A 23,075-nucleotide genomic window follows, 5' to 3' on the forward strand; every position below is an offset into this window, starting at 1 on the left:
TAAGTGAGTTGTAAACAGGTTGTAAGTAAGTTATAAGCACGTTATAAGCAAGCTGTAAGTGAGTCGCGTTAGCGAGTTGTAGGTTGGAGGTAGTAGTCATGTTGTCGTTCGCATGTGAGACCTATAAGCCAAAACGGTCATCGCAATATACTTTGAAACTGGGGCCTCTCGCGAATCATTAAAGCGTGGCCGCACCACAACGTGGCACGGCCATCACAGATATCTATATGGGTTGTCTCTTCTTACTCATACCTTAACGCCTCAATCGGCTTCAGGTTGGCGGCCTTGCGCGCCGGATAGACGCCAAACACGATGCCAACGAGGATGGAAAATACCACGGCGAGGACCATGGCTGGTACGGAGACCACGTTCCCTATCTTGAGTACCACCTTGCCGATGATTTCTGCGGCAACGCCGGCAACAACCATTCCAATGAACGCCCCAGACAGGCTCAGGGTCAGCGACTCGAGCAGGAACTGAGTTGAGATGGTTCCCTTCTTCGCGCCAATGGCCTTGCGAATACCAATCTCTCGTGTACGCTCGGTGACCGATACGAGCATGATGTTCATGATGCCGATGCCACCAACGAGCAGTGAGATGGCGCTGATGCCGTCGAGCAACACCGTCAGAATGGTAGTAATGCTGCTGAGGGCCCCGAGGATGGTCGCCTGGTTCAAAATTGAAAAGTCATTGGCTTCGGTTGGGAGCAACTGATGCGTCACGCGCAAGGTTGCGGCCACTTCGCGCTGCGCTTCATCCATCACAGCGGAAGACTTGGCCGATACGACAATCTGCTGGACATTTGTCGTACCGGTCAGCAAGTTCTGCGCAGTCGTGTACGGAATGGCGATGGCGGTATCTGGGCTCTGGAATCCCTGAGCACCTTGTGTGGCGGCGACACCGATGACCGTAAACGGGATCGAGTTGATGTAAATGGTCTGCCCGACCGGTTGTCTCATTCCAAGCGTTGCCGGTACACTTGCTCCAAGTACGGCCACGTTTGATGCATGAGTGACCTCAGCAGGCGAAAAGTATTCGCCATCCGCCATCGTGATGTTTTTGATCTGCGGGTACTGCGCACTTGTCCCCTCAATCGCAGTCGATGTGTTGTTGCTGCCGTACACTACCTGTGCGTTGCTTGACACCAAGGGTGATGCAGCAGCCACCTGCGGGTCTTGCGCGAGAATGGCGTTTGCGTCGTTCGCTGTCAGCGTGGTGGCTGAGCCGACGCCTCGGTTAATCCCGCCCGATCCCGATGAACCCGGCATCACCGTCAAGATGTTGGAGCCGAGACTCTCGACTTGCTTCGTAATCATCAGTTTGGCGCCCGTGCCGACAGCGGAACTGCCAATCACAGCCATGACACCGATGATGATGCCGAGCATAGTGAGAAACGAACGCATTTTGCTTGCACGAATGCTGCGCCAGGCAACGCGAAAGGTTTCCGTCCAAATCATGCGCTGCCGCCTCCCTCGTCGGCCGGGACATGAAGCGCAAGTGCCTCAAGGTGAGGGCCTTGACCATTTTGGCTATCCCACTCTACGCGCCCGTCGCGAAAGCGAACAATGCGCTTTGCGTGTGCCCCGACTTCATTCTCGTGCGTGACGATGACAATCGTGTTGCCCTGTGCATGTAGCTCCTCGAACAGATGCAGGATTTCGTCCGTCGTATGGCTGTCCAAGGCGCCGGTCGGTTCGTCTGCCAAGATGAGTGCGGGGTGGTTCACCAGTGCGCGAGCAATGGACACCCGTTGCTGCTGACCACCGGACAACTCGTTCGGTCGATTGCCGAGCCGATTGCCGAGCCCGACGCGCTCAAGCGCTTCAATCGCACGAGCTCGCCGCTCCCGCGCAGGCACCCCAGCGTACATCATCGGCAGCTCGACGTTCTCCAGCGCGGTCGTCTTTGGCAACAGATTAAAATTTTGAAACACAAACCCAATCTTGTGATTGCGCAGTTCTGCGAGTTGGTCCTCAGACAGTCCGGACACGTCGTAGCCATCGATGACGTACGTTCCCGACGTGGGCAAGTCCAGGCAGCCAATCATGTTCATGGCCGTTGATTTGCCTGAACCGGATGGTCCCATAATGGCGACAAACTCGCCGTGCTGGATGGTCAAATCAATGCCGTCGAGCGCGCGAATGACTTCGTCGCCAATGACGTACTGCCGGACCAGGTTCCGTATTTCAATCAAAGCGCCCATTAGCCTTTCCCGCCTCCTCCGCCTAGGCGACGCGCTGCACCAGCTCCTGGTCCACCGAACTGACGGGCACTACTCTGGGCGGCACTCGCTGCGGCAGCTGCCGGGAGTTGCACAAGGATTTTTTGACCCGCCTGCAGGCCAGAGGTGACCTGGACTTCACTGGTTCCAAACAGGCCAACCTGAACAGGTTGAAAATGAACATCTTTCGGCAGCCCGTTGGTGAGTGAGCCCCCTGTGAACCTGCCGCTAAAGCCGCCGGTCTGGCCATTTCGGAATCCACCGCCGCCAAAACCGCCGGATACATTGCCACTAGCGCTGCCATTGCCGCGACCAGCAGAGCCCCCGCTCGTGCCGTTCCCTCGTCCAGAGCCGCCCTGACCGCTTTTTCCACCGGAAGACTTGCTGCCTGCGCCTTGACCTGATGGACCGCCGGTTTGTGCACCACTCCCACTGGTTCCGCCTGATGCATCCAACACATACACGCCTTCGATAGAGCCTTCTTGCTGGAGTGCAATGGCCGGCACGGTCACCACATGACTTGCCGTCGCAGTCTGGATGCTCACGCTGGCTGTCATGCCGTCCTTCAGTTGCCCGGTCGTATCTTGGACTGTGGCGACCGCGGTGTACTGTGTCACGTTGGATGTCGTTGTCGGAGTCGGATAAATCTGTGTGATGGTTCCTGAGTAAGTCTTACCAGGGAGTGCAGCGACGGTCATCGACACCGGATCGCCCGTCTGAACTTCACCAATCTGAGACTCGCTGATCTGCACCTGAACCTGCAGGTCGTTCGGATTCGTATCGACGACTTCGATAAAGGGGCTGCTGGTGGTACCCGTTTTGCTGCCACTGCTCGGAGTTTGCCCGACCTGCCCATTCACTTGCGACACCACCCCGTTAATCGGGGCAATCAACTTCGTTTGGCTCTCCGCGATCTGGGCAGTAACGAGTTTATCCTGTGCCGACTGCACGTTCGCCTCAGCCGAGGAGACACTGGCCTGGGCACTCGCGACCGTAGCTGCGTCAGGTGGTTGCTCATCTGTGGCGAGTTGGTCTTGTGCACTCTGCAAGGCAAGTTGATCTTGTTGAATCTGGGTCTGCGCAGTAGCGAGTGCCTGCTGTGTCGAACTGGTGTCGTTCACCTGTTGTTCCACAAGTTTGAGGTTTTGTTGATCCACCACAACCCGCTGTTTTGCCTGGGCCAGTGATGTCTGGGCACTCGTCAAACTTTGCTGATCCCTCTGTATCGCCTGTTGGTCGGTGGTGACGGCCTGCTCGGCCTTCTGCAAAGCCGAGTATTCCGTACTCAAGGTGGTGTACGTTGTCTGGTCCAGCGTGTCTGCGGCGCCGTATGGATTCTGTCCTACCTGTTGACCCTGCAACCATTTCTGCGACAGGCTATTCTCATACTGATACTGCTGCCAGGCCTGCTGGACCTGCGCTTCGGTCACTGTACCGTACTGGGCCTGCAGGTTTTTCAGCGTCTGTTGGTCGTTTGCGAGGGTCTGCTGGTCATTAGATAATTGCAATTGCGCGGCACTCACGCTCGATGTATTGCTTGCTGCCTGCTCGTCCGTTTGTAGTTGTGTCTGTGCGCTCAAAACCTTTTGCTGCTGACTCGATGTGTCCTTTGATGCTGCAAGTTGTGTCTGATACGACTGCTGTGCACTCTGCAGACTTAACTGCGCCTTTTGGATGGCCTGCTTATCCGCCAATATCTGAGAACTCGTTGCCCCTTGCATGGTCTTTGTCAGATTCGCTTGTGCGGATGCAAGCCCTGCCTGAGCCTGAGCAACACCAGCCTGGGCGGCCAACAGAGCGGCTCTGGTCGTAGAGTCGTCTTCGACGGCTAGCACTTGGCCTTTTTTCACGGTTTGACCAATCTTTACGTTGATTTGTGTGACAGTGCTTGTTGAATCCGCAAAATTCAGGTCTGCCGTTGCGGCAGGCTGTATGGTGCCAGAAGCACTGACAGATTGGACGATGTCCCCGTATCCTACCGTGTAAATCATCGGTCCGGAAATCGTCGAGCCACCTTTCAGTCTATGCATTGTGACGGGGATGCCCACCCCCAAAACAATCACGACTGCTGCGCCAGCATAGAGCCATTTGCGCTTTGATTTCTTGAACATCGGTCGCACAATGGAAGACCCAGATTCAACCTGCGGCTCCATATGAATTCCCCTTCCCTCAGCCACGTGCTTGTGTGCTGTCTGGACCATCAAAGTTGCTAGGCATTTGATGATTGCTTTGCAGTCTTACGAAGGTCTATGAGTCCAATATTTTGCACACTAAATCAATTATGAAGTTTAGTATAGCCTCTTCGAAAAACAATTGTTGGCCTTTGTGTGGAGGTTTTATGGACTTTCGTGGAGAAATGACAAACGTTGCAAGGACCTGCGGCACATGCCTGAGGTCCTTGCAATCTTCGCTCTGTAGTGGTCTTCCCGGCAACCATTATCATTGCCGGGATTGCCCTTCCAGTCGTCTCTTGAGAAGAGATAAAGCGTACGGTTCTAGTTGAGACTCAGGCGCTTGACAACCACACCTGACGAAGTCCATGATATCTGAATTTCACCCAGCGTCACTGACCCACCGAGAGACGGTAACTGCTCGTTGAACGAGAGTGTCACCCCGGAGGCCTTCGGTACGCGGAGCAGCACCTGTGTGACATTGGATGGAAGGTCTGCAGCGACAATGTTGCGGCCATCAAAGACGGGTTCACTGACCCAAGAAGCGCCGTCACCGTTGAACAGGTTGTAGTTGATGTCCCCACTTGTCCCCGCATAGGCAAAGTACGGCTTATTGACTGTGCTTGGCATCGATATGACGAGGTTGTCACTGGATGGGGTGACAGTGATGCTGTTGAAGAACTGGTAGACCTTATCTATCACCTGACTGGCATTCGACTGCGAGTAGACAGGGCTTCCGCTCACGGTCAATTGACTGAACGTCGCGTTGTACTCATCCTGCGGCGGATAGTAGATATGCCACAGGGTAGCTGTCCCATTTGACGTTTTTGCGAAGCCATGTGTCAATGCCTCAAGATTTCCAAGCACCTGTGTGACCTCCGCGCTGGTCAAAGGGCTGGTGTTACTGACACCACTTGGGTTTAGTCCGATGGACTGTGCCCAACCAGCGACAGACTGACCGGGTTGGTACGAGACATGCCCCATATTGAGCCACGTCCAGTACATGTTGTCCACCATATTCAAAGTCACGGCATCGGAAGCACCAAAATGTGTCTGACTATCCGGTGAAATGAACCCATCTTGCACCGCAGCGCTGATGTAGGCCCACGAGCTGTCTGTTGCCTTCACATCGTCATATGGGGTTCCGGTAGATGCAGGCACCGACGACCCTGACGACCCTGACGACCCTGACGACCCTGATGACCCTGATGACCCTGATGACCCTGATGTGCCCGATGTGCCCGATGTGCCCGATGTGCCCGATGTGCCCGATGTGCCTGACGTGCTTGACGTGCTTGACGTGCTTGATGTGCTTGATGTGCTTGATGTGCTTCCTGCAGGTGTACTCTGCGGGGCAGGCTGAACGACTGCACTCCAATCTGCCGGGATGCCAAGCGTGATCATAAAGTCCTGGATGAACCCAGCCTTGGTTGTCCCGGGTACAATGGAGACGCTGCGCGTCTGTGTCAGTCCCCAGGTGGCGCCGTTCCAGGTGGACTGCACGCCAACGCGCTTTAAGAGTTGCATGATGTACCAAATGGGCATAAAGGTGGTGTTCGATTTCGAACTGGGGTCCTTCGCCACCAATCCAGCTACTCGTTCAACGACGGTGCCGTTCAACGTGACATTCATCGGGCCCTTGCCTGGATTCACGTTTTCTAGGTCTGGCGCGAGACTCGCTGGCGCTGTGATGCTCCACGTCTGCCCGTTCCACGTGCTTTGCACGCCAATTTGCGACAGCAGTTGGCTCACGTACCAAATCGGCATATACGTGGTCCCACCCGACACAAACGAATCCGGATGTGAAAACGACTTTCCCTGCCATACGATGCTTGCGGTTTTCATGGTATACGTGGTTGTCTTTGTTGTTCCTGTTGATGTTGTCTTTGTTGTTGCTGTTGATGTTGTCGTTGGTTTTGTGGTTGAAGTTGTGGCTGTTTTTGTGCTTGCATAGGCAGCAGGGACCAAAGCAGTCATCAGCCCCATGGCAGCGACGCCAACCCCTACCCCGACAGTCGCATAAAACCGTTCCCGATTGTATTTCACGTTAAAGTCTCCGTTTCATGCTGTGTTATTTTACGCTGGTGTTTTGAATGAAGTTGTAGGTGTTGTCATAGACGGCCCGGAGGTAGGGCTGAGACGATTGCGCCGCTTGAACCAGCCCTTTACTGCCGGCGTAAAACGCGTGTGACACACCGCCCCCAAACTCATCTTGCGTGAGTTGGTTGATGGTGTTGTTGTAAAAGGTTGCCGCGGTTGGCGTAATCGCGCCCGTTGCCACCTCGAGTTCCATGCCTAGTCCATACGTCGCCGCCAGTTGTTCCGCGTTGGTGAGACGGGAGGTATTATTCGTTCCCAGTTCCACATAGTTTGGTTGCAGCCAAGCTGCGTCAAAACCAAATGACCGCCAACTGTCGAGTCCCGAGGCATCGTAGAACGGGATCCAAAAAATCGGCAGGTTGTGTTGGTGAACATCGCTGACCGCATCCTGGACGATTTGCACCTCTCCTGGAGCACTGTAGTCAACCTGCTCATTACCCCAGTAAATCCCGGCGAGTTGTAAATTGGTAAAGTTAGCAGAAGTCCAATTTTGAAGCAACAGGTTCAAGTACCAGGACATCGCTGCGTCGCGTGCGCCGCGCGCTACGGGGTCGCCCACAGATCCGCTAAAGTTGATTTCCTGACCGTTAATCGTGCCCCAGTTGCCGTCACCAAATTTCGGATACGGCATCGTCAAAACCACTTTCACCTTGCGGTTCGGTGTGTTCAGTGCTTGATTGGCTTGTGCAACCGCCGCGTTCAAAGCAGACAGTTGCTGATTCGGCGCGAACAAATTGGTGATGTACCCCGACCACCCTGCTTGTGTGTCTTTCAGAGAGTTATAGGGCAGGAACAAGAACGTATCAAACATCTCGCCGTTCAGCGTTCCGTCTGGCTGTTGATGCGCCACCATCGGCAGAAAGTCTGAGGTCGACCACACCGACTGCGAGGCAGTGGCACCGTCTGTGTACACCAAAAGCATATTGTGAATGCCGTGCGCAGCTGTAGACGTTGCCAGCATTGGGCTTGTACCTTCAGACGGCACCGGATTCAATGTTGTGGGAATCGATGCCGATGTTGCTGTGGCAAGGTTGCCTTGGACGTCCACGTTGCGAGCGAATACCCACACGTCAACCGGAAAATGGATGCGGACCTTTTGTGCAGTAATCCCCGATGCGTTCACGGAAAAGGTTTGGACGTTCGTGACCACGTTCGTTGTCGGTACCGCAGGATGAACGGTCCCAATCGTATACCACTTTCCATTGTTGTACGCCTCAAACTGAATTTGGTTGGGAAAGTAGATACCAAGCGACCCCTGTTGCTCCATCTGAATGGAAATCGTGTTGAGTGCATGATAGCCGTCGAGATTTACCGTGATATTACGAGCGGATTGGCGCAGGAATCCGTGCCATGAGTTAGACCCAACAAGCGGCGTGTTGTATGCAGCTTCTTGACTGTGAAACGTGGTATCGGTGGGGCCGACCGTGGATACCTGAACGCTGGCACCCGACATCAAATCAGACACGGTTGCGGATGCAGACGGCGCAGTGATCGCCGAATTCGTTGTTGCATTTGTCGTTGTCGTACCGGCTCCGGTTGCCGCAAGTGCAGCTGTGCTGCCGAGCAACAATGTCGACAGCAAGCTGGCCGTCCCGAGCCCGGCAGTAAACTGTTTTCTCTTCATCAAAATGGTGGACCTCCTGGTTCTAAGGTGAAGTAGCGTCTACTGCAATTGCACCAGATTGGCTTCTGCCGCAGAGATGTAACCCTGTTCGACTTGGCCCGTAGTTTGGTCACATACTTCTACCGGGAAGAACCCGTTTTGCGGTGTGGCCGTAGTTGCGACGACAAAGTCCCCAGAGTGAATGATTTGGATGACGGTTTGCTTGTCCTGTCCGTAGACTTGAATGGTGGTATTAATGCTCTCCGGCTGCAGAGAAATCGCGCGGTAGACGTTTTGCATGGTGAGGTACTGCGAGTCCACCCAGCCGTAACCATTCACATAGTCCCACTCGGCGACAAGACCATTGGCCATACCCATTTCAATTTTGCTGATCGTGACCGTTTGTCCCGATGGAATTGTGGCTGGCATGGGCATGAACATCTGCCACATGGTGTACGTCCACTGTCCGGTTTGCGGCAGGTTATGTGCCGCTTGGAATGCGATGACTGCCTGCTTCGTCAGCGGACCATACTGCCCGTCTTGGGTCAGCCCTGCATTCATGGTCTGGTCGAGGAAGGCCTGAACAGCAGCAACGTTCGCTCCGCTGTCCCCCTGTTGCAGCGTCCCCACATACATCTCTTGATCTCCCGTTCCGGGCGAAGAGTAATAGGGCAAGCCCGGGTAGTTGGGGACAGACTGAACCGTTGCCGTCGCGTTGGTATAATAAACCGGTTCTTGTGTCGACGTTGGTGCGGGTGGTTGGTTTCCAGGGTTGTACTGCGGATAACTGGCGACCGTGTCATTGACCGATGACGCCAGTTGTCCCATCAACGATCCGATGGAATTCGCCCACTGCTGGTCCGTCGCATAGTGGACATTCATGCCTACAAGCGTTGGCGAGACGTACTCACTACCACCAGGGGTCAAGTAGCTGTTATGTACAACCCAGCCTTCAAACAGAATCGCATACTCTTCGCTTGGGAACAGCCCTGCATCTTGACCAGGTGCTGAATCATACGCCCCATAGCCAAACAGATTATTCTTCGACTGAGCAATCTGACTTTTGCCCCAGTAACTCTCCAGAACTGCATGAGAGACAAGGTAGTTTGCGTCGATTCCATATAATTGTTGGGCATTCATGAAGGTCTGCCCCAGCCCTGTTAGCGGTGCCCCGTGCTGTTGGAGGTAGGAGTTAATGGAATTGGTATTGATGTTCGCCGGCGCAGGATAGCGCAGGTCCACATTCGTAAACCCGTTTCCAGTCGGTTGCGACGGGATGGGTGACGTCGATGAAGAAGATGACGACGAAGATGTGGATGATGTTGAAGACGAAGATGTCGAGGTCTGCGCGGGGGGCGCATCCATTAGCAAGACGGCTTGCTGAAGTGCCTTCCATGTCTCGGAATCCACGACACCGTTACTGGTCAACCCATTTGCATTTTGAAATTGTTCCAAGTTGATTTGCGTCACTGCGTCAAACTGGCCACTTTGCGTTGCGGGGTACCCCAATTGTTTGAGAAAAGACTGTACTACACTCACGTACGGGCCACTGCTCCCCACAGTAAGCTGCGGCAGCTGCGTATAAGACGTCGTTCCTAAGATAGAATCAATCAGGTCGCTCACGCTGACTGTGGACGATGTCCCAGATGACCCAGCCCCGGATGTGGAGCCAGACTGGTTGCTCGAAGTGGAACTAGATGTCGAAGTTGACCCAGATGGCGAGGTGGAACCAGACGCTGAGCTTGAACCCGTGCTTGAACCGGACCCTGCGGGGTTGCTCGATGCGGACGATCCGCTTCCTGCTGATGTCTTTCCCGATGTACCCGTGCCACTTGCAGACGATTGACCACCCGTCGAGGCCGAACCTGTACTTGAGGTTCCACCTGACTTTGAGCCTGAGCCTGAACTGCTACCGGCCGACGAACCGCTTCCCGTGTTCAATGACGTATTTGTCGTCGCCAAACGCCAATTTGTTCCGTCCCATTTAGACTGAACCTGCATCTGATTGAGCGCCTGCATCACATACCAGATTGGGAGGTATTCTGTGGGTTGATTCGACGCAGGGTCAATCGCAGCTATGCCGTCGCAAGCCTCAACGGCCTGACCATTAATCGCCATCTTCACAGTCCCCGACGTCGAAGCTCCGGCGGTAAGCTTTTGACCGGTCAGCGACGGAACTGTGAAATTCATGACCCCATTTTTCCATGTATTCGATATTCCCGCCTGAGACAAAGCGTAACCGACGTACCAAATTGGTACATACGTCGTGCCGTTTTTCACAAATCCGCTCGGTTTCGACACGAGTTTCCCGTTCAAATAAATGGCCTTCGAACTTGTCGACAAGGATTTCGAAGGGAGTGTGGAGGCCCAGACGGCGTGACTCGACAGCACGAGTGCAAACGACGACGACAGGGCGAACAAGGGTATGGTTCGTTTCAAAATTCTCTGACCCCTTTTTCACAGATATTTTCACGCGACACCGTGAGTCTACGAGGAGTAATTGAAGCTCTTAATGATGGAGTTCACCAGTGTCTGATGTTCTTGACCCACTGCAATGTCAATTTCAGCATATCCAGATTGGTTGTTGCTCACTTGCACCATCCCTTTGCCCACATAGGTGCTGCCTGACACGGGGAAATCATAAGTGGCAACCAAACCGCCTGTCCCTTGAACTTGAACGTTGGTTGGATTCTTCTCGCCAACCACGAGCCTTGGGTCCGGCTGACCGCTTGAATTCATGTAACACCCGACACAGGTTGAATACAGAACGCGTACGCTCTCTAGGTGATTTTGCGGGTTCGTAAATGTGACAGCTATGTAATCTCCACCGGTGGTGGTCGCCTTCTTCCAACCGGCAGGCACGTCCACAGCGATGCCTTGCGTAGTAAATCCAGTAAAGGGCTGTAGTGTCGTGTGCGTAGGGGCAGACGTGTTTGCAGTAACCTGATTACTCGTAGCGTTGCCACTCGAAGTGTTTCCTGTACCCCCGACTTGTCCAGTGCTTCCGCCGGTTGAACTCGGTGGCGTTCCCTGTGCGTTTGGCCCAGCACCACACCCAGCTAACAGCAGGCAGGTCGTTGCAGCGAGGCCGAGGACAATTTTTTTCATTACCATTCACTCCATCTCTGTCTACTACGTGTGTCCTGTCAACGGCTGCCCCGTAAATGTAGACACGCCGTACATCAACAATGTTCGACAACATACAATAAAATTCTGGGGCCCATGTGGTGAAATTTTAAAAAACTAATAAATTTGACGTTTATGAGCCCAGGGGAGTTGCAACGATCGACAAAAAATTGGGGTTGTTTTACTGAGTACTATCATCATACCCTAATTCGCCATCATGTGGTTGATAGATTTCTATCGAATCATGTCCGATTCCCAGATGCCCGATCCGGATTACCAGCCGTCTCTCACGCGGAACCTGCTTGTGTTACGATGGAGCCATGAAGACCAACGACAACATCATTCAAAGTTTACAACACAAACAGTATGACGGTGTGCGATACGCCTGCATCGAACGACTAAAGACCGATCCGTTAGACATACAGGCATGGACGTTTCTAGGCCAAGCGATGGTTGGTCTGAGGCGGGGCCGGATGGCTGAGTTGTGTTTTCGTCGGGCACTGCTCTTTAACCCGTACGCGCCGTGGGAGTCTGACGCCCTACGCGATGCACATGCCGTATCCGAAGGACGGGATGACACACAGGTTTTGAAGCTCCTTCAGGTGCCTCATGTACCTGTGTCCGCCTGTGTACTGACACGAGACAACGAAAATACCATCGCCGAATGCTTGGCCGCCCTACAAGGGGCGGTTGATGAGATTATCGTGGTAGATACCGGATCGAGAGATAACACCGTCTCCATCGTTCAATCGTTCGGAATCTCCGTTCACTTCTTTCCCTGGCAAGATGACTTTTCGAAAGCCAGGAACTATGCGCTTTCACTGGCGCATCATGATTGGATTTTCTCCGTCGACTCGGACGAGATACTCTATCCAGAAGACAAGGTTTCAGTGCGCACTGCGGCTGCCCTGTTCCAGGAAAGTGTGGCCCTCATTTTTGCCCTCCAGATGAATCAGAACGGCGGATCTCTCAGCCCTTACCCCGTACCTCGACTGTTTTCCAGACAGTACTTCGAGTGGAAGAGGCAGATTCACGAGGCACCACAGGTGCTCGCATCTACAGGCGTTCAAAAGCCGATGGGCTTATCAGTACGCATTCGACTCATGCACTCAGGTTATGACCCGAATCAGGTGAATCTCCCCGGCAAAATGGAACGGAACATTGCCCTACTTCAAAGAGTCATTCATGAGGATGCCTCCGATTTCACCAGTTTGTACTATCACGGTCGTGAGTTGTCCATCAACCACCGGTACACCGAAGCGATTCCTCACCTCATGAAGGCGTACCAGCTAGGCAGGGGCGCAACAGATGCACCACTACTGCCCCTCATCGGATCACAACTGGCTTATTGCTACACACTTACCAACCATGTCGACGAAGCGCTAGAGGTGTTGAGACGTGTGACAATGGATTGTCCCGAACACCCCGACGCCTGGTTTTCCTATGGTGCGTTACTCTTAGGCGCCAAGCGGAATACCGACGAAGCCGGAGCGTCCATCTTACATGCGAAGAAGCTCGCCGCCACGTACACCGGCACGCTCCCGTTTGATCATGATATTGCAAAGTGGAAGGCTGACCAGGCCCTGCGACAGTTATAAGGCAGACCGCCTATTTGTGTTGACTACCATATACCGCGCTTGTGGTCGTAGTGGAAGCAGTCGTAGTCGTGGCGGCACCAGTCTTTGTAGAAGTCGCAGACCCAGTCTTCGAAGAAGTAGTGGGTGTCGCCGTCGTCGATTGTGGCCCGTTCAGGACAAGTGGTGCGGGAACCAGATTGAGGCTTTTGCACTCTGCAAGCACCTGTTCCATTTGTTGATAGAGTCCTGGTTGCCAGTGGAGTAGGACAATCTCGCCTGCACTAAGTGGTTTGTGGTTCCAGGTCTGTAGTCCTGCTGACGGGTCTGTAGGGCTGAACTCAGCGCTCCACATCACGATGGCCTGCAGACCTGCGTTGTGCGCGGCGACCAGTACGTTATGGTCGATGGCACCGTACGGTGGACGCCCAAGCGTTGGAGTTTGCCCAAACCAGTTTGAATACGTCTGTATTGGGTCTTGCCACTGGAAAAGGTCCTGCTGATAGGGAACCCTCGTTAGCCACGGGTGGCTCACGGTGTGGTCCTCAATGACGCCACCAGCTTGAACAAACGCCTTCCAGTAGTTTGGATGTTCCCGAGCAGCATCTTTGATGAGAAAGGCTGTAATCGGTACGTGCTGCTGCATCAGGTTGAGGACACGCTGGCTTGGAAACCAGCCATCATCGACCGTGATGTAGACGTGTCGGCCGGTTGGAGGACCAAAGTAGACGACCTTGGCTGGCGTTCCCGCTTGCACTGGGAATGTGGGTGCAATCGGCGAGGTGCTTGATTGAGACTTGCCCGACTGAGATTTGCCTGGTGATGCAGACGTCCCTGACACCTGCGAGGCAGTCGAGACGGTCATGGGCGGAATACGGAACGTCAGTGTCTGTGTGTCCCCGTTTCCTGCAGTCACGAGCAGTGTGACGGTCTGGGTTGTTGATTGGCCGCGTTGAAACACGATGGATTGGCCAGTCTTGCTAAGAATAGGTTTAGGGCTGCCAGCGAGAACCCGGAAGTCATGAATAGATTCCGACAAGGTAAAAGAAACTTCCGAAGTGGTTTGATGACTTGTGACGACGCGTATGTTTGCTGCTCGCGCCTGCTCCGCTACCTGCGGTGTATTGCTGTCGATCTGGGTTTTGACACTCTGTCCCGTTAACGGTGTTGCAGACGGGTATGTAGCACAGCCAGACACCAGTCCGACTAGGGATATTGAAGAAATAATAATAAGGCCTGCCGCTTTGCGCAAAATGAACCCCCCTCGTGTCGATTGCGCGCGTATCCACACACATATAGACGAAAGAGCGCCATGAGTTGTGACGCGCGTACTCGACAAATTTCGAGGTTGGCTATTTAGTGACTTAGTGCCTATAGACAATGTGTAAGTGATTGTTCCGTGGTAGAAGGCCGGTGTTGCTCAGATCGCCTGCACTCATAGCTTCTACCGCAAGGGGATAAGCTGTTCACCCAGAGTAAACTAGCCTTTCGACAGGCATTGTTTGGGCATGCCCGTTGATTTGCCCGCGCTCGCTAGAAGATTTCCACGGGTGAGAGCGATGACTCCCCCACGCACGCGCCAAACGTAGGGCAGTCACTGCGGTATAGCGCTTCGTCCTGCCTGCAGAATCGCCCGAATACGACAGCTCCTGGGTTCTTAGTTCTTAGACCGCGACTACATCTCTAATTTATTCAGGCTGCAGTTTACGGTTGGTCTTGACGCTGTCTCGTGGCAAGCGATTCGTAGGAGCCAAACCCGCGGACTTTGACCCCCAAGTTATCCTCCATCCCGGGCGTTAAAAAAGCGGCTGGCCCGAAGGCCAGCCGCTTTTGAGTAAAACTACTCGGGTCATTAGTTGTTGGTAATTTCACCAACCTGAGATTGATTCGAAGCACCGTACGTACTTGCATCGCCACCGTAAGTGAAGTCAACAGCCGGTGTGCTGTTTGACGTGTTAGAGGTGTACGTGTAAGCAGTTACGGTTGTGCTGCTGGTCTGGTTCTCAGCCGTGTTTGTACCATTAACCGCTGCAAACACTCCACCATTCTGGATGGTCAGCGTAACGTCGCCATTCGCGTCTGTGTACGCGTTGAATGTGTTAGAACCTGTCGACCAGTTCGCCACACCCGGAACCAGCGTGTCAGTCAAGTTCGCCACAGTGTTCGCGGAACCGTCCATCGGAATCGGGGTGTACTCGGTGCCGCCCGTGCCATTCGGAGTGGTCAACTGAGTCCCGTTAACAGCTGTAATCCACAAGCCCTGAGCAGCAGTATTCGCGTCAAGGCCAATCTTGACCTGCTGATTCTTAACTGGGTTGCCACTGGAATCAACAACCTGGAACGTCACGTTCTCGGTTCCGTCCGCGCCAATGTTGGAGACAACTGGTGAGAAGTCTACCACGTAAGCAGGTGTCGAACCACTGAACACGAAGTCAGCCTGAGCGGAGACCTTACCAGAAGTAACAGTCAGTGTCGAACCGCTGCCAGTTGCATTCGAGTCGTCTACAGCATTTGCAGCAAATTCAGGCGTAGACACATCGTACGCTGTGCCCGCACTATTTGTCAGCTCGATACCATTCGCATATACGTTGTAACCCGTTCCAGCAGAATCCAACTGGAACTGCAACGTCATGCTGCTGTCGCTTGACAGGGAGCTTGGCAACGTCACCGTGCTGAACGATGGGGAAGTTGCAGATCCGGTGTTGAGCGACAAGCCAATGTACGCACCATTGGTCGCATTCAAGGTGTAATTGATAGCACCATCGTTTGCGTTGTAGACCGCACCGTTTGTGTCAACAGGTGCAAAGTACACTGAGTTCGTAACAGGTACGCCAGCAACACTGCTTGCTGACGACGTGCTTGCCCCAGATGTGCTTGATGCGAAGGCAAATGCCCCAATGTTGTTCAGTGCATACGCACCACTTGGTGAATTCGGGTTGGAGTAGTCAATGTACGTTGTAGCAGCATTGGTCCAAGTAGTTGGATTTGCACCAACAACAGCTTCAACTTCGACGTTGCTGTCTGCATTGAAGTCATTCACATAAATTGTGGCCTGGCCCATGGAGTTGCTGTAGACGGTGTAGGTGTTGCCGTTAGCTGCAATCTCTTGACCAGTAGAAGTAGACAAGAATGCACTGCCACCGTAAACCTTAAACGTCACAGCGGTATTAGCCTGTACATCTCCGCTGGAGTTAAGCGGCAGCGTAAACGTCACAGGAACCACGCCCGCAGATGCGTTGCTCAGGCTTGAGATGTTTGCCGAGTAGCCAGAGCCACTCACAGCGTTCGGTGTGAGCAGTCCATTCGAGCCCAAGAATGCTACGTAACCCTCGGTGCTCACGGAGCTGTTGCTCGCTGATGTAGCTGTAACGGTGTAGGAGCCCGTTCCAACCACGGAGACGTTCAACTGACCGCTGCTATTTGTGTCAACCGACGCCGTCCAACCATCGTTGCTGCTGTTGGCTGTTGCGGTGACATAGGAGCCATTCACCTCGACAACAGGGGTATCCCCGGTTGTTCCAGAAATGCTCAGGTTAACAGCTGTGTTTGCAGCTGGTGTAGTGCCGTTTGTCAGCGTGGTGCTGAGGCTAATCGCTCCACCGTTCGAGCTAACAGCTGGGCTAGCTTCTGTACCGTTACCTTGCTGTGCGCCACTGACCGTGAAGTTGCTGAATCCAGCGGTTGTAGAAACCGGCGTCGGTGCTGTCATGGTCAACGTTGTGCCATTCCAGTTAGAGGTCTGTGCAACGCCAACTTCTTGCAGAACCTTCAGCACGAAGTAAATCGGCATGTAGGTGGTGTTAACCTTGGATGCTGGGTCCTTGGCAACCTTAGTGGTGGTCTTCTGTACGAGGACACCATTCAGGTAGATGCCGTTCGGGCCGCTTCCCGGAGTTGCATTCGTTGGTGCTGTGATGCTGGAATTGTTGATGAAGAGGTTGGTGCCGTCCCAGTTGACCTGGAAGCCCATGTTCTTCAGAGCTTGGTTAACATACCAGATTGGCATGTAGTTGGTCGGTGCGCCTGCGTAGTTAGCCGCAAAACCTTTGAAGCCGGTTTGTTGACCACTAACGCTGATGTATTCTTGCTGCCATTGCATCGTGCTGCTTGTTGTTGCTGCGAATGCTGCAGGAGCCATGAGGCCAAGGGCCACGGAAGCTGCAGCGATACCTGTAATCGCTCGTTTCAAGTCTTATTCTCCTCCTTAATACCTGCTAAACTACTAAGATAATGCTTAATTGTTTCTACTGAATGGGGTTTTTGACGAGGTCACCCCAACTCCTTGATCTCGTCTATGTCCCTACGCCCTGTCTACCCGGTGCTACTCTTCGACATTTGGAGGCGACGCTCAAATCCCGTCCCATGCGTTCCTGACCTATGTATCGGAGTGCCTTCCGAGGCTCAGCTCGCAGGAAGACATCCCTCCCTTCAGTGAGTGGTGTGAGTCTCTAATTCCCATCAATGATTGCGTGAGTCACGCCACTAGAGACGCTATAGAGTGGATACGACATTGATGTCGAATCTCCTCTTTATTTCGGCGAAATTTGTAGAATTCCGTGAAACGCCTGCGTTTCATTTGCAGGGACGCCGGCAACGGAACCCCTTTAGCCATGGAAGAAAGCACACCTCAATGATGTATTATACTGACAATATCGACGGTAGTAAAGTTTTTCTAGGAGAATTCCTAGGTTTGTGAAGAACTTCCGTCGGTACGTGCTCATTGTGACCGATTCTCACTTTCATTTCAACTGCAATTCTCACCATTAAATCAGTAACGTTGGTTAACCTAGTAGACTCCTTCCAGCCTTCATTAGGACAGCAACTAAAAGTTTGGCGAGAAACAAAAATCCAATTCATGCAGTTGGAAAGCAAGTGCAAATGGGTTATCAACTGAGCACCACATAGTTAGACGACGCATCCCGTAATTAGGTTACAACTTTCTCAGCTATTTTTTTGGAGAACATGTGTCGGGTGTTTAGTGGTACTGACGTTGCCCCGGTTCGAGCGTCTTGGTATGGTATCGGTGAGGTGTTTGACATGTCTGAGGAGAAGGTTTTCTACACAATAGAAGAAACTGTCGAGACGGAGAGCGTGATTAAGAAGTCTCGGTTTATCAGCCGAATCGTTCCTATCCAGTCGGCAGAAGAAGCGGAAGAGGAACTGGCGAAAATCCGCGAGGTCCACAAAGGTGCCAATCACAACTGCTTTGCGTACCGGTTCGGCCTCGGTGTTCCTGTCGAGCGGTTCTCCGACGATGGTGAGCCGAGCGGCACGGCTGGGCGTCCAATTCTGGATGTGATGCGGCGGCGTCCAATTTTAAACGCACTTGTCGTGGTGACGCGGTATTTCGGAGGGATGCTGCTCGGTGCCAATGGCCTGATTCGGGCCTATGCGGACGGAGCGTCAAGTGTCATTGATGCGGCGACGGTGTTAAAGTGCACTCCAATGCAGAGAATCACGCTGAGGTGCGACTACAGTTTGTACGGGAAGTTGGAGTATGTGTTGCAGGAGGCGGGGTACGCACTCGAGGATAAGACGTACGCGGAGGATGTGTCCTTTGCCATTTGGGTAAACGAAGATGAAACCAGCGAGATGTTAACCAAAATTGCCGATGTAACCGGGGGGCAAGCGCGGTCTGATGTGTCGCATCCGACGTATGTTGGCGTTCGCCCCGACGGTAGTTTGCTCTATTCAGTCTTGCATCAGAAGTAAACTCTCCGTTCCCACAAATAGTACATGAAGTACTTTGCATCCTTCAGCTGCTGTTCAAAGCACTGTTTGGTCATGTCGACAAAGACCTCGGATCCTGTGGTTAACGTGATGCAGAGGCCATCAAACTTCTTCCCTGTGACAATGCGCGAAACATCCGCGATAAAGCGGTGACCTATGTATCCGACAGATCCATCGTTTCTCGTCTGCGGCGTCCTCATGCGGAGGGGGACAAAAACGAGATCGCGGGAAGCAATAACAATTGGAACCGACAGCGATCTCAAAGTCGCAGTGCGATAGAGATTTCTCATATCCCACAAATCCATGGCGTAGTAATGCGCGACATCCTTCTTGGTTCGTGCGCACGAATGACGATAGTGGAATGTCGTGCCATTCTCCAACTCCACTTTGCTCACATTGCCGTAGCCCAGTTCATACATCGGCTGAAATTGCACCAATAAGGGAATCCACCAATCCTTGTCTGCTGGTGACCGGTCCATCTTGGTAACCAACTTGATTTCCTTTGTCGCTTGTCCATCCTCCCCATGTTTTGACAACTGACGGTCCTTCCCTTGATCGGGCCCATAATCCATCCAATTTCCCCCTCTGCAATCCTAAATTTGCCTTTCCAGACATCAACGTACAACAGACCGGGTACGCCTTTCAATACGAGGAGATGTATATAACTCCCATTTCCCAAAAGATAGTCTCATCGGTAAAACCCCTAGTAAATCCGAGCTTTTCCGCTGAATCAAAACATCATATGGAGGAGATAGTCCTTAGTCTCCATAAGAACACATGATTCGCCTATAGAATATTCCCCGCTTATGCTCAATCCTGCGCGCAATACCCAGCTGACCGGTCTCTGCTGAAGGAGCAAGTTCAAATGTCCATGCAGGAAAAACAGTCGCACCCCCGCACAAAGATGCTGACGCAAGAGGAAATTGTCGGGCTTTTACGGGTCATCCGTTCCACAGAAGGTCTAGGTTCGGGCGGTCCTTTGGATGGCGGAACCTTTTGTAACAACGCTTCTAACGGCACACATTCCGATTGCACACAGTCGTTCATGACGGCGGCGGCGTACGACAGCAACATCCCAGGTGCTGCCTCCCCCGCTGGAGAGTACGCAGACGAAAGTCCCATCACGGACGATCTCGGTGCCAAAGCAAACCTGTGCCACGTTGCAACGGAGGTGCTGCTGCACCACTTCAGGCCGCTCATGGTCCGGATTGCGAAACAGTACGCACATGTCGGCTTTGACGAAGCTCTGCAAGAGGGATACCTGGCGCTCCTTCGCGCCATACACGAGTACGACGAGACGATGGGCGTTCCTTTTGCAGGTTATGTATTCTCCAAGGTGCGAGGGGATGTGCGGACGGCCATGCGCCGCCTCTGGCGGTATGACGCACGCCTCAGCTACGGAAGTCACACCAATGACTCCGAGTCCGATCCCGATAACACCGACGACTGGGACAAACAATCTGCGTCTGCTTTTGTGGCCTTCGGGAGCTGGGATGACTACGACAGCGCGGACATTCGGATCGTCGTGGAGTCAGCAGGACTGTCACCAAGGGAGCGTCTAGCTGTCCTCTCGATGCTGAACGGACAACCCTCATCCGATTTGGCTTTGCAGGAAAGTGTCAGTACCGAAACGGTCAAAACGTGGCGAAAAAGAGCGCTGCACAAACTGCGTGCAGCGCTCGGAGGAGAAGGCTGATTCAAGTGGGTCAGGCTGGCACCCGACACCCGTATAGGTGAATCGTTACGCGAGTGCAAACAGGATGGTTGCCTCGCAGACCTTTTCACCGTTGACCGTAGCGATACCTTGGCCGCGGCCCATGGAACCGCGCAGTCGATCAATCGTGACGTCCATGTCGAGCTTGTCGCCCGGGCGGACCTGGCCGCGAAAGCGTGCACTGTCAATGCCGGCGAACATCGGCATCTTGCCCGCCAACTCGGGCAAGGCCAACACAGCGACACCGCCAAGCTGGGCCATGGCTTCAACCACGAGCACGCCAGGCATCAAGTTGTACTCCGGGAAGTGCCCGGTAAAGTGCGGTTCATTCGCTGAGACCATCTTGTATCCGACGGCGCGTTTGCCGGGTTCTAGTTCCGTCACCCTGTCAATCAGCAAAAATGGATAGCGGTGCGGCAACAGTTTTTTAATGTCTTCTACGTACATCGGCAGCTGAATCTCGGGCATGGGACCTTCCTCCATTTCGTTATGACGGTGAGCATCAATCATCGATCCGTGGGCTTGTCCAAACACAGAACAGGTCATGCACACCGGATCAACCTGTCAAGTACTACCATCTGCAGATTCGGGATAATAAACCGGGGGAAACAACGCACAATACGTCCATCCTCCTTTGGCGTGCAATCCTGCTTCATCCAACCGCCGGAGGGGTTCACATAGGTGATGTGGATCGCCTGGCTCGTAGAACGTCTGGGCCGTTTTGTGAACACAGGCGATCCGCTCACTAGTGAGAAGCCAGCCGACGTATGCCCTGTGTTCCTTACGCGCCGGATGTCACCTGGCACGCCCGCCCGCAAGTCGGGTCACGACGGTGTGTCTTACAAAATGCGGCGGCGTACGTCGATCAGCTTCATTCCAACGAGATACAAGACGGTGGTCATGTATGAAAGGAAAACAGTGAACCACAACAGTGCGACTCCCGTCGCGTGATTTGGCCACGCAAGAATGATTACACAAACCGTGATATAGTAAGTCACCGTGGTCAGCTTACCCCAGAAGTTCGCCTTCGGAACCGCGCGTCTCCCCTGTACATGCACGATGGCCGATCCAACAATCATTGCGGCATCCCGCAACACTAAGAGCCCAGCAACTAACCATGGCACGCGGTGCGATGCCAAGAGCGAAAACAAGACGGCGAGCATCATGAGCTTGTCCGCCAGCGGATCGAGCAACTGCCCTACCTGCGTCACCAACCCGCGTCGGCGAGCGATTTGCCCGTCGAGCACATCCGTAGCCCCCGCCAATAGCAGCACAATGAGTGCGCCAACCTTATGAGGGCTCGACGTCACGAAAAATGCCCAGAGGTACACGGGCATGAGTACGAGCCGAAACACGGTTAGGATATTTGGGAGATTCACGTTAAAACCCCCTCTATATTCAAGCCAATTATATCTGTTCAATCTCAAATGGTGCAACGGGCACACGACTCGTAGGTCGAATGGCCTACGCTGGGGGAGGGACTTGGGGCGGGGTGGCGGCACCCTTCGGTTCGCCACCGGTCTTCACCACATTTGAACAGGGGGCACTTTTAGGGCCATAGACATAAGGAAAAAAGGTACATGCTCCGCATGTAATTGAATTGGTCAAAGACCCAAGAACAAAGACCCAGGACCCAAGAACAGAGCCAAGCCCAGTGCGGGACAATATGTTTGCTGGTTGGCGACCGACTCTAGTCGGTCGCACCCACTTAAATCCAGAACTTTGAGCATCTTAGTCGGCCGAACCGACTTAACCACCTAGGCCCACGCCTTCTTAGTCGCTCCGACCGACTTAGCGCGCCTCAACGGCCACTAAGTCCGGGTTCTTAGTCGGTCACACCGACTTAAGTCGCGAATTTTGGGCATCTTAGTCGGCCTAACCGACTTAACCACCAAGACCCACGCCTTCTTAGTCGCTCCGACCGACTTAGCGCGCCTCCATGGCCACTAAGTCCCGGTTCTTAGTCGGTCACACCGACTTAAGTCGCGAATTTTGAGCATCTTAGTCGGCTAAACCGACTTAACCACCTACGTTCATACCTTCTTAGTCGCTCCGACCGACTTAGCGCGCCTCCGCGGCCACTAAGTTCGCGTTCTTAGTCGGTCACGCCGACTTAACTCGCGAATTTTGGGCACCTTAGTCGGCCAAACCGACTTAACCACCTAGGCCTACGCCTTCTTAGTCGCTCCGACCGACTTAGCGCGCCTCCATGGCCACAAAGTCCCGGTTCTTAGTCGGTCACGCCGACTTAACTCGCGAATTTTAGGCGTCTTAGTCGGCCAAACCGACTTAACCACCAAGACCCACGCCTTCTTAGTCGCTCCGACCGACTTAGCGCGCCTCCATGGCCACTAAGTCCCGGTTCTTAGTCGGTCACGCCGACTTAAGTCGCGAATTTTGGGCATCTTAGTCGGCCTAACCGACTTAACCACCTAGGCCTACGCCTTCTTAGTCGCTCGCACCGACTTAGCGAGCCTCCACGGCCACTAAGTCCGCGTTCTTAGTCGGTCACGCCGACTTAAGTCGCGAATTTTAGGCATCTTAGTCGGCCTAACCGACTTAACACCCAAGGTCCATGCCTTCTTAGTCGCCCACACCGACTTAGCGAGCCTCCACGGCCACAAAGTCCCGGTTCTTAGTCGGTCACACCGACTTAAGTCGCGAATTTTGAGCATCTTAGTCGGCCAAACCGACTTAACCACCTAGGCCTACGCCTTCTTAGTCGCCCAAACCGACTTAGCACCCCGGCGCACTTTCCCCACCTTTTCCCCACCTTTTCCCCACCTTTTCCCCACCTTTTCCCCACCTTTTCCCCACCTTTTCCCCACCTTTTCCC

General features: G+C 53.6%; 15 protein-coding genes. 3 read left to right on the forward strand and 12 right to left on the reverse strand.

Annotated features, from left to right (window positions below; translation table 11 throughout):
* Positions 1-242: 242 nt before the first annotated feature.
* The 7 genes from AN477_RS17885 to AN477_RS17915 all read right to left on the reverse strand — a co-directional run bounded on the left by AN477_RS17885 (position 243) and on the right by AN477_RS17915 (position 11,203).
* Entirely contained in the window at positions 243-1,457 is a 1,215-nt protein-coding gene (locus AN477_RS17885) for an ABC transporter permease (RefSeq protein ID WP_054970534.1), read from the reverse strand.
* A complete protein-coding gene (locus tag AN477_RS17890) occupies positions 1,454-2,203 on the reverse strand; it encodes an ABC transporter ATP-binding protein (protein ID WP_083486417.1) in 750 nt (249 codons plus the stop codon). Before AN477_RS17890 ends, AN477_RS17885 begins: the two co-directional genes overlap by 4 nt.
* Positions 2,203-4,374, reverse strand: coding sequence for an HlyD family efflux transporter periplasmic adaptor subunit (locus AN477_RS17895; protein ID WP_054970535.1), 2,172 nt, complete (start codon positions 4,372-4,374; stop codon positions 2,203-2,205). The genes AN477_RS17890 and AN477_RS17895 overlap by 1 nt, the downstream gene beginning before the upstream one ends.
* 342 nt (positions 4,375-4,716) lie before the next feature.
* Entirely contained in the window at positions 4,717-6,438 is a 1,722-nt protein-coding gene (locus tag AN477_RS24695) for an S-layer homology domain-containing protein (protein WP_054970536.1), read from the reverse strand.
* Positions 6,439-6,463: 25 nt separating this feature from the next.
* Complete coding sequence (locus AN477_RS17905; protein WP_157062041.1) at positions 6,464-8,116, reverse strand: DUF4855 domain-containing protein; 1,653 nt, start codon at positions 8,114-8,116, stop codon at positions 6,464-6,466.
* 39 nt (positions 8,117-8,155) lie between these two features.
* Complete coding sequence (locus AN477_RS17910; RefSeq protein ID WP_054970538.1) at positions 8,156-10,534, reverse strand: peptidoglycan-binding protein; 2,379 nt, start codon at positions 10,532-10,534, stop codon at positions 8,156-8,158.
* A 48-nt stretch (positions 10,535-10,582) separates the two neighbouring features.
* Positions 10,583-11,203, reverse strand: coding sequence for a hypothetical protein (locus AN477_RS17915; protein WP_054970539.1), 621 nt, complete (start codon positions 11,201-11,203; stop codon positions 10,583-10,585).
* Between the two features lie 338 nt (positions 11,204-11,541).
* Here AN477_RS17915 and AN477_RS17920 point away from each other — a divergent pair, with 338 nt between their 5' ends.
* On the forward strand, positions 11,542-12,819 hold the full coding sequence (locus AN477_RS17920) for a glycosyltransferase (RefSeq protein ID WP_054970540.1): 1,278 nt from the start codon (positions 11,542-11,544) through the stop codon (positions 12,817-12,819).
* Between the two features lie 10 nt (positions 12,820-12,829).
* Here AN477_RS17920 and AN477_RS17925 read toward each other — a convergent pair whose 3' ends face one another.
* Together AN477_RS17925 and AN477_RS17930 are read right to left on the reverse strand one after the other, a co-directional pair.
* On the reverse strand, positions 12,830-14,047 hold the full coding sequence (locus AN477_RS17925) for a polysaccharide deacetylase family protein (RefSeq protein ID WP_054970541.1): 1,218 nt from the start codon (positions 14,045-14,047) through the stop codon (positions 12,830-12,832).
* A 600-nt stretch (positions 14,048-14,647) separates the two neighbouring features.
* Complete coding sequence (locus AN477_RS17930) at positions 14,648-16,984, reverse strand: beta strand repeat-containing protein (RefSeq protein ID WP_054970542.1); 2,337 nt, start codon at positions 16,982-16,984, stop codon at positions 14,648-14,650.
* Positions 16,985-17,766: 782 nt separating this feature from the next.
* On the opposite strand from AN477_RS17930, the gene AN477_RS17935 reads away from it, so the two are divergent.
* Complete coding sequence (locus AN477_RS17935) at positions 17,767-18,507, forward strand: YigZ family protein (RefSeq protein WP_245631881.1); 741 nt, start codon at positions 17,767-17,769, stop codon at positions 18,505-18,507.
* On the opposite strand, the gene AN477_RS17940 is transcribed toward AN477_RS17935, so the two are convergent.
* Positions 18,498-19,097, reverse strand: coding sequence for a hypothetical protein (locus AN477_RS17940; RefSeq protein ID WP_054970543.1), 600 nt, complete (start codon positions 19,095-19,097; stop codon positions 18,498-18,500). The genes AN477_RS17935 and AN477_RS17940 overlap by 10 nt on opposite strands.
* 293 nt (positions 19,098-19,390) lie before the next feature.
* On the opposite strand from AN477_RS17940, the gene AN477_RS17945 reads away from it, so the two are divergent.
* Positions 19,391-20,221 carry a sigma-70 family RNA polymerase sigma factor gene (locus AN477_RS17945; protein WP_054970544.1) on the forward strand — a complete coding sequence of 277 codons (831 nt, stop codon included), beginning with the start codon at positions 19,391-19,393 and terminating at the stop codon, positions 20,219-20,221.
* 45 nt (positions 20,222-20,266) lie between these two features.
* Here AN477_RS17945 and fabZ read toward each other — a convergent pair whose 3' ends face one another.
* Together fabZ and AN477_RS17955 are read right to left on the reverse strand one after the other, a co-directional pair.
* On the reverse strand, positions 20,267-20,707 hold the full coding sequence (fabZ, locus tag AN477_RS17950) for a 3-hydroxyacyl-ACP dehydratase FabZ (RefSeq protein WP_245631882.1): 441 nt from the start codon (positions 20,705-20,707) through the stop codon (positions 20,267-20,269).
* A 371-nt stretch (positions 20,708-21,078) separates the two neighbouring features.
* Positions 21,079-21,618: a CDP-alcohol phosphatidyltransferase family protein gene (locus AN477_RS17955; protein ID WP_054970545.1), complete on the reverse strand. Its 540-nt coding sequence runs from the start codon at positions 21,616-21,618 to the stop codon at positions 21,079-21,081.
* Positions 21,619-23,075: the final 1,457 nt, after the last annotated feature.

The organism is Paenalicyclobacillus ferrooxydans, assembly GCF_001399675.1.
GTDB lineage: Bacteria > Bacillota > Bacilli > Alicyclobacillales > Alicyclobacillaceae > Alicyclobacillus_B > Alicyclobacillus_B ferrooxydans.

Excerpts from the sequence above, each read along its gene's own strand:
- AN477_RS17885 (WP_054970534.1), bottom strand. The coding sequence starts at position 1,457 with ATGATTTGGACGGAAACCTTTCGCGTTGCCTGGCGCAGCATTCGTGCA.
- AN477_RS17890 (WP_083486417.1), bottom strand. The coding sequence starts at position 2,203 with ATGGGCGCTTTGATTGAAATACGGAACCTGGTCCGGCAGTACGTCATT.
- AN477_RS17895 (WP_054970535.1), bottom strand. The coding sequence starts at position 4,374 with ATGGAGCCGCAGGTTGAATCTGGGTCTTCCATTGTGCGACCGATGTTC.
- AN477_RS17905 (WP_157062041.1), bottom strand. The coding sequence starts at position 8,116 with ATGAAGAGAAAACAGTTTACTGCCGGGCTCGGGACGGCCAGCTTGCTG.
- AN477_RS17915 (WP_054970539.1), bottom strand. The coding sequence starts at position 11,203 with ATGAAAAAAATTGTCCTCGGCCTCGCTGCAACGACCTGCCTGCTGTTA.
- AN477_RS17920 (WP_054970540.1), top strand. The coding sequence starts at position 11,542 with ATGAAGACCAACGACAACATCATTCAAAGTTTACAACACAAACAGTAT.
- AN477_RS17940 (WP_054970543.1), bottom strand. The coding sequence starts at position 19,097 with ATGGATTATGGGCCCGATCAAGGGAAGGACCGTCAGTTGTCAAAACAT.
- AN477_RS17945 (WP_054970544.1), top strand. The coding sequence starts at position 19,391 with ATGTCCATGCAGGAAAAACAGTCGCACCCCCGCACAAAGATGCTGACG.
- fabZ (WP_245631882.1), bottom strand. The coding sequence starts at position 20,707 with ATGCCCGAGATTCAGCTGCCGATGTACGTAGAAGACATTAAAAAACTG.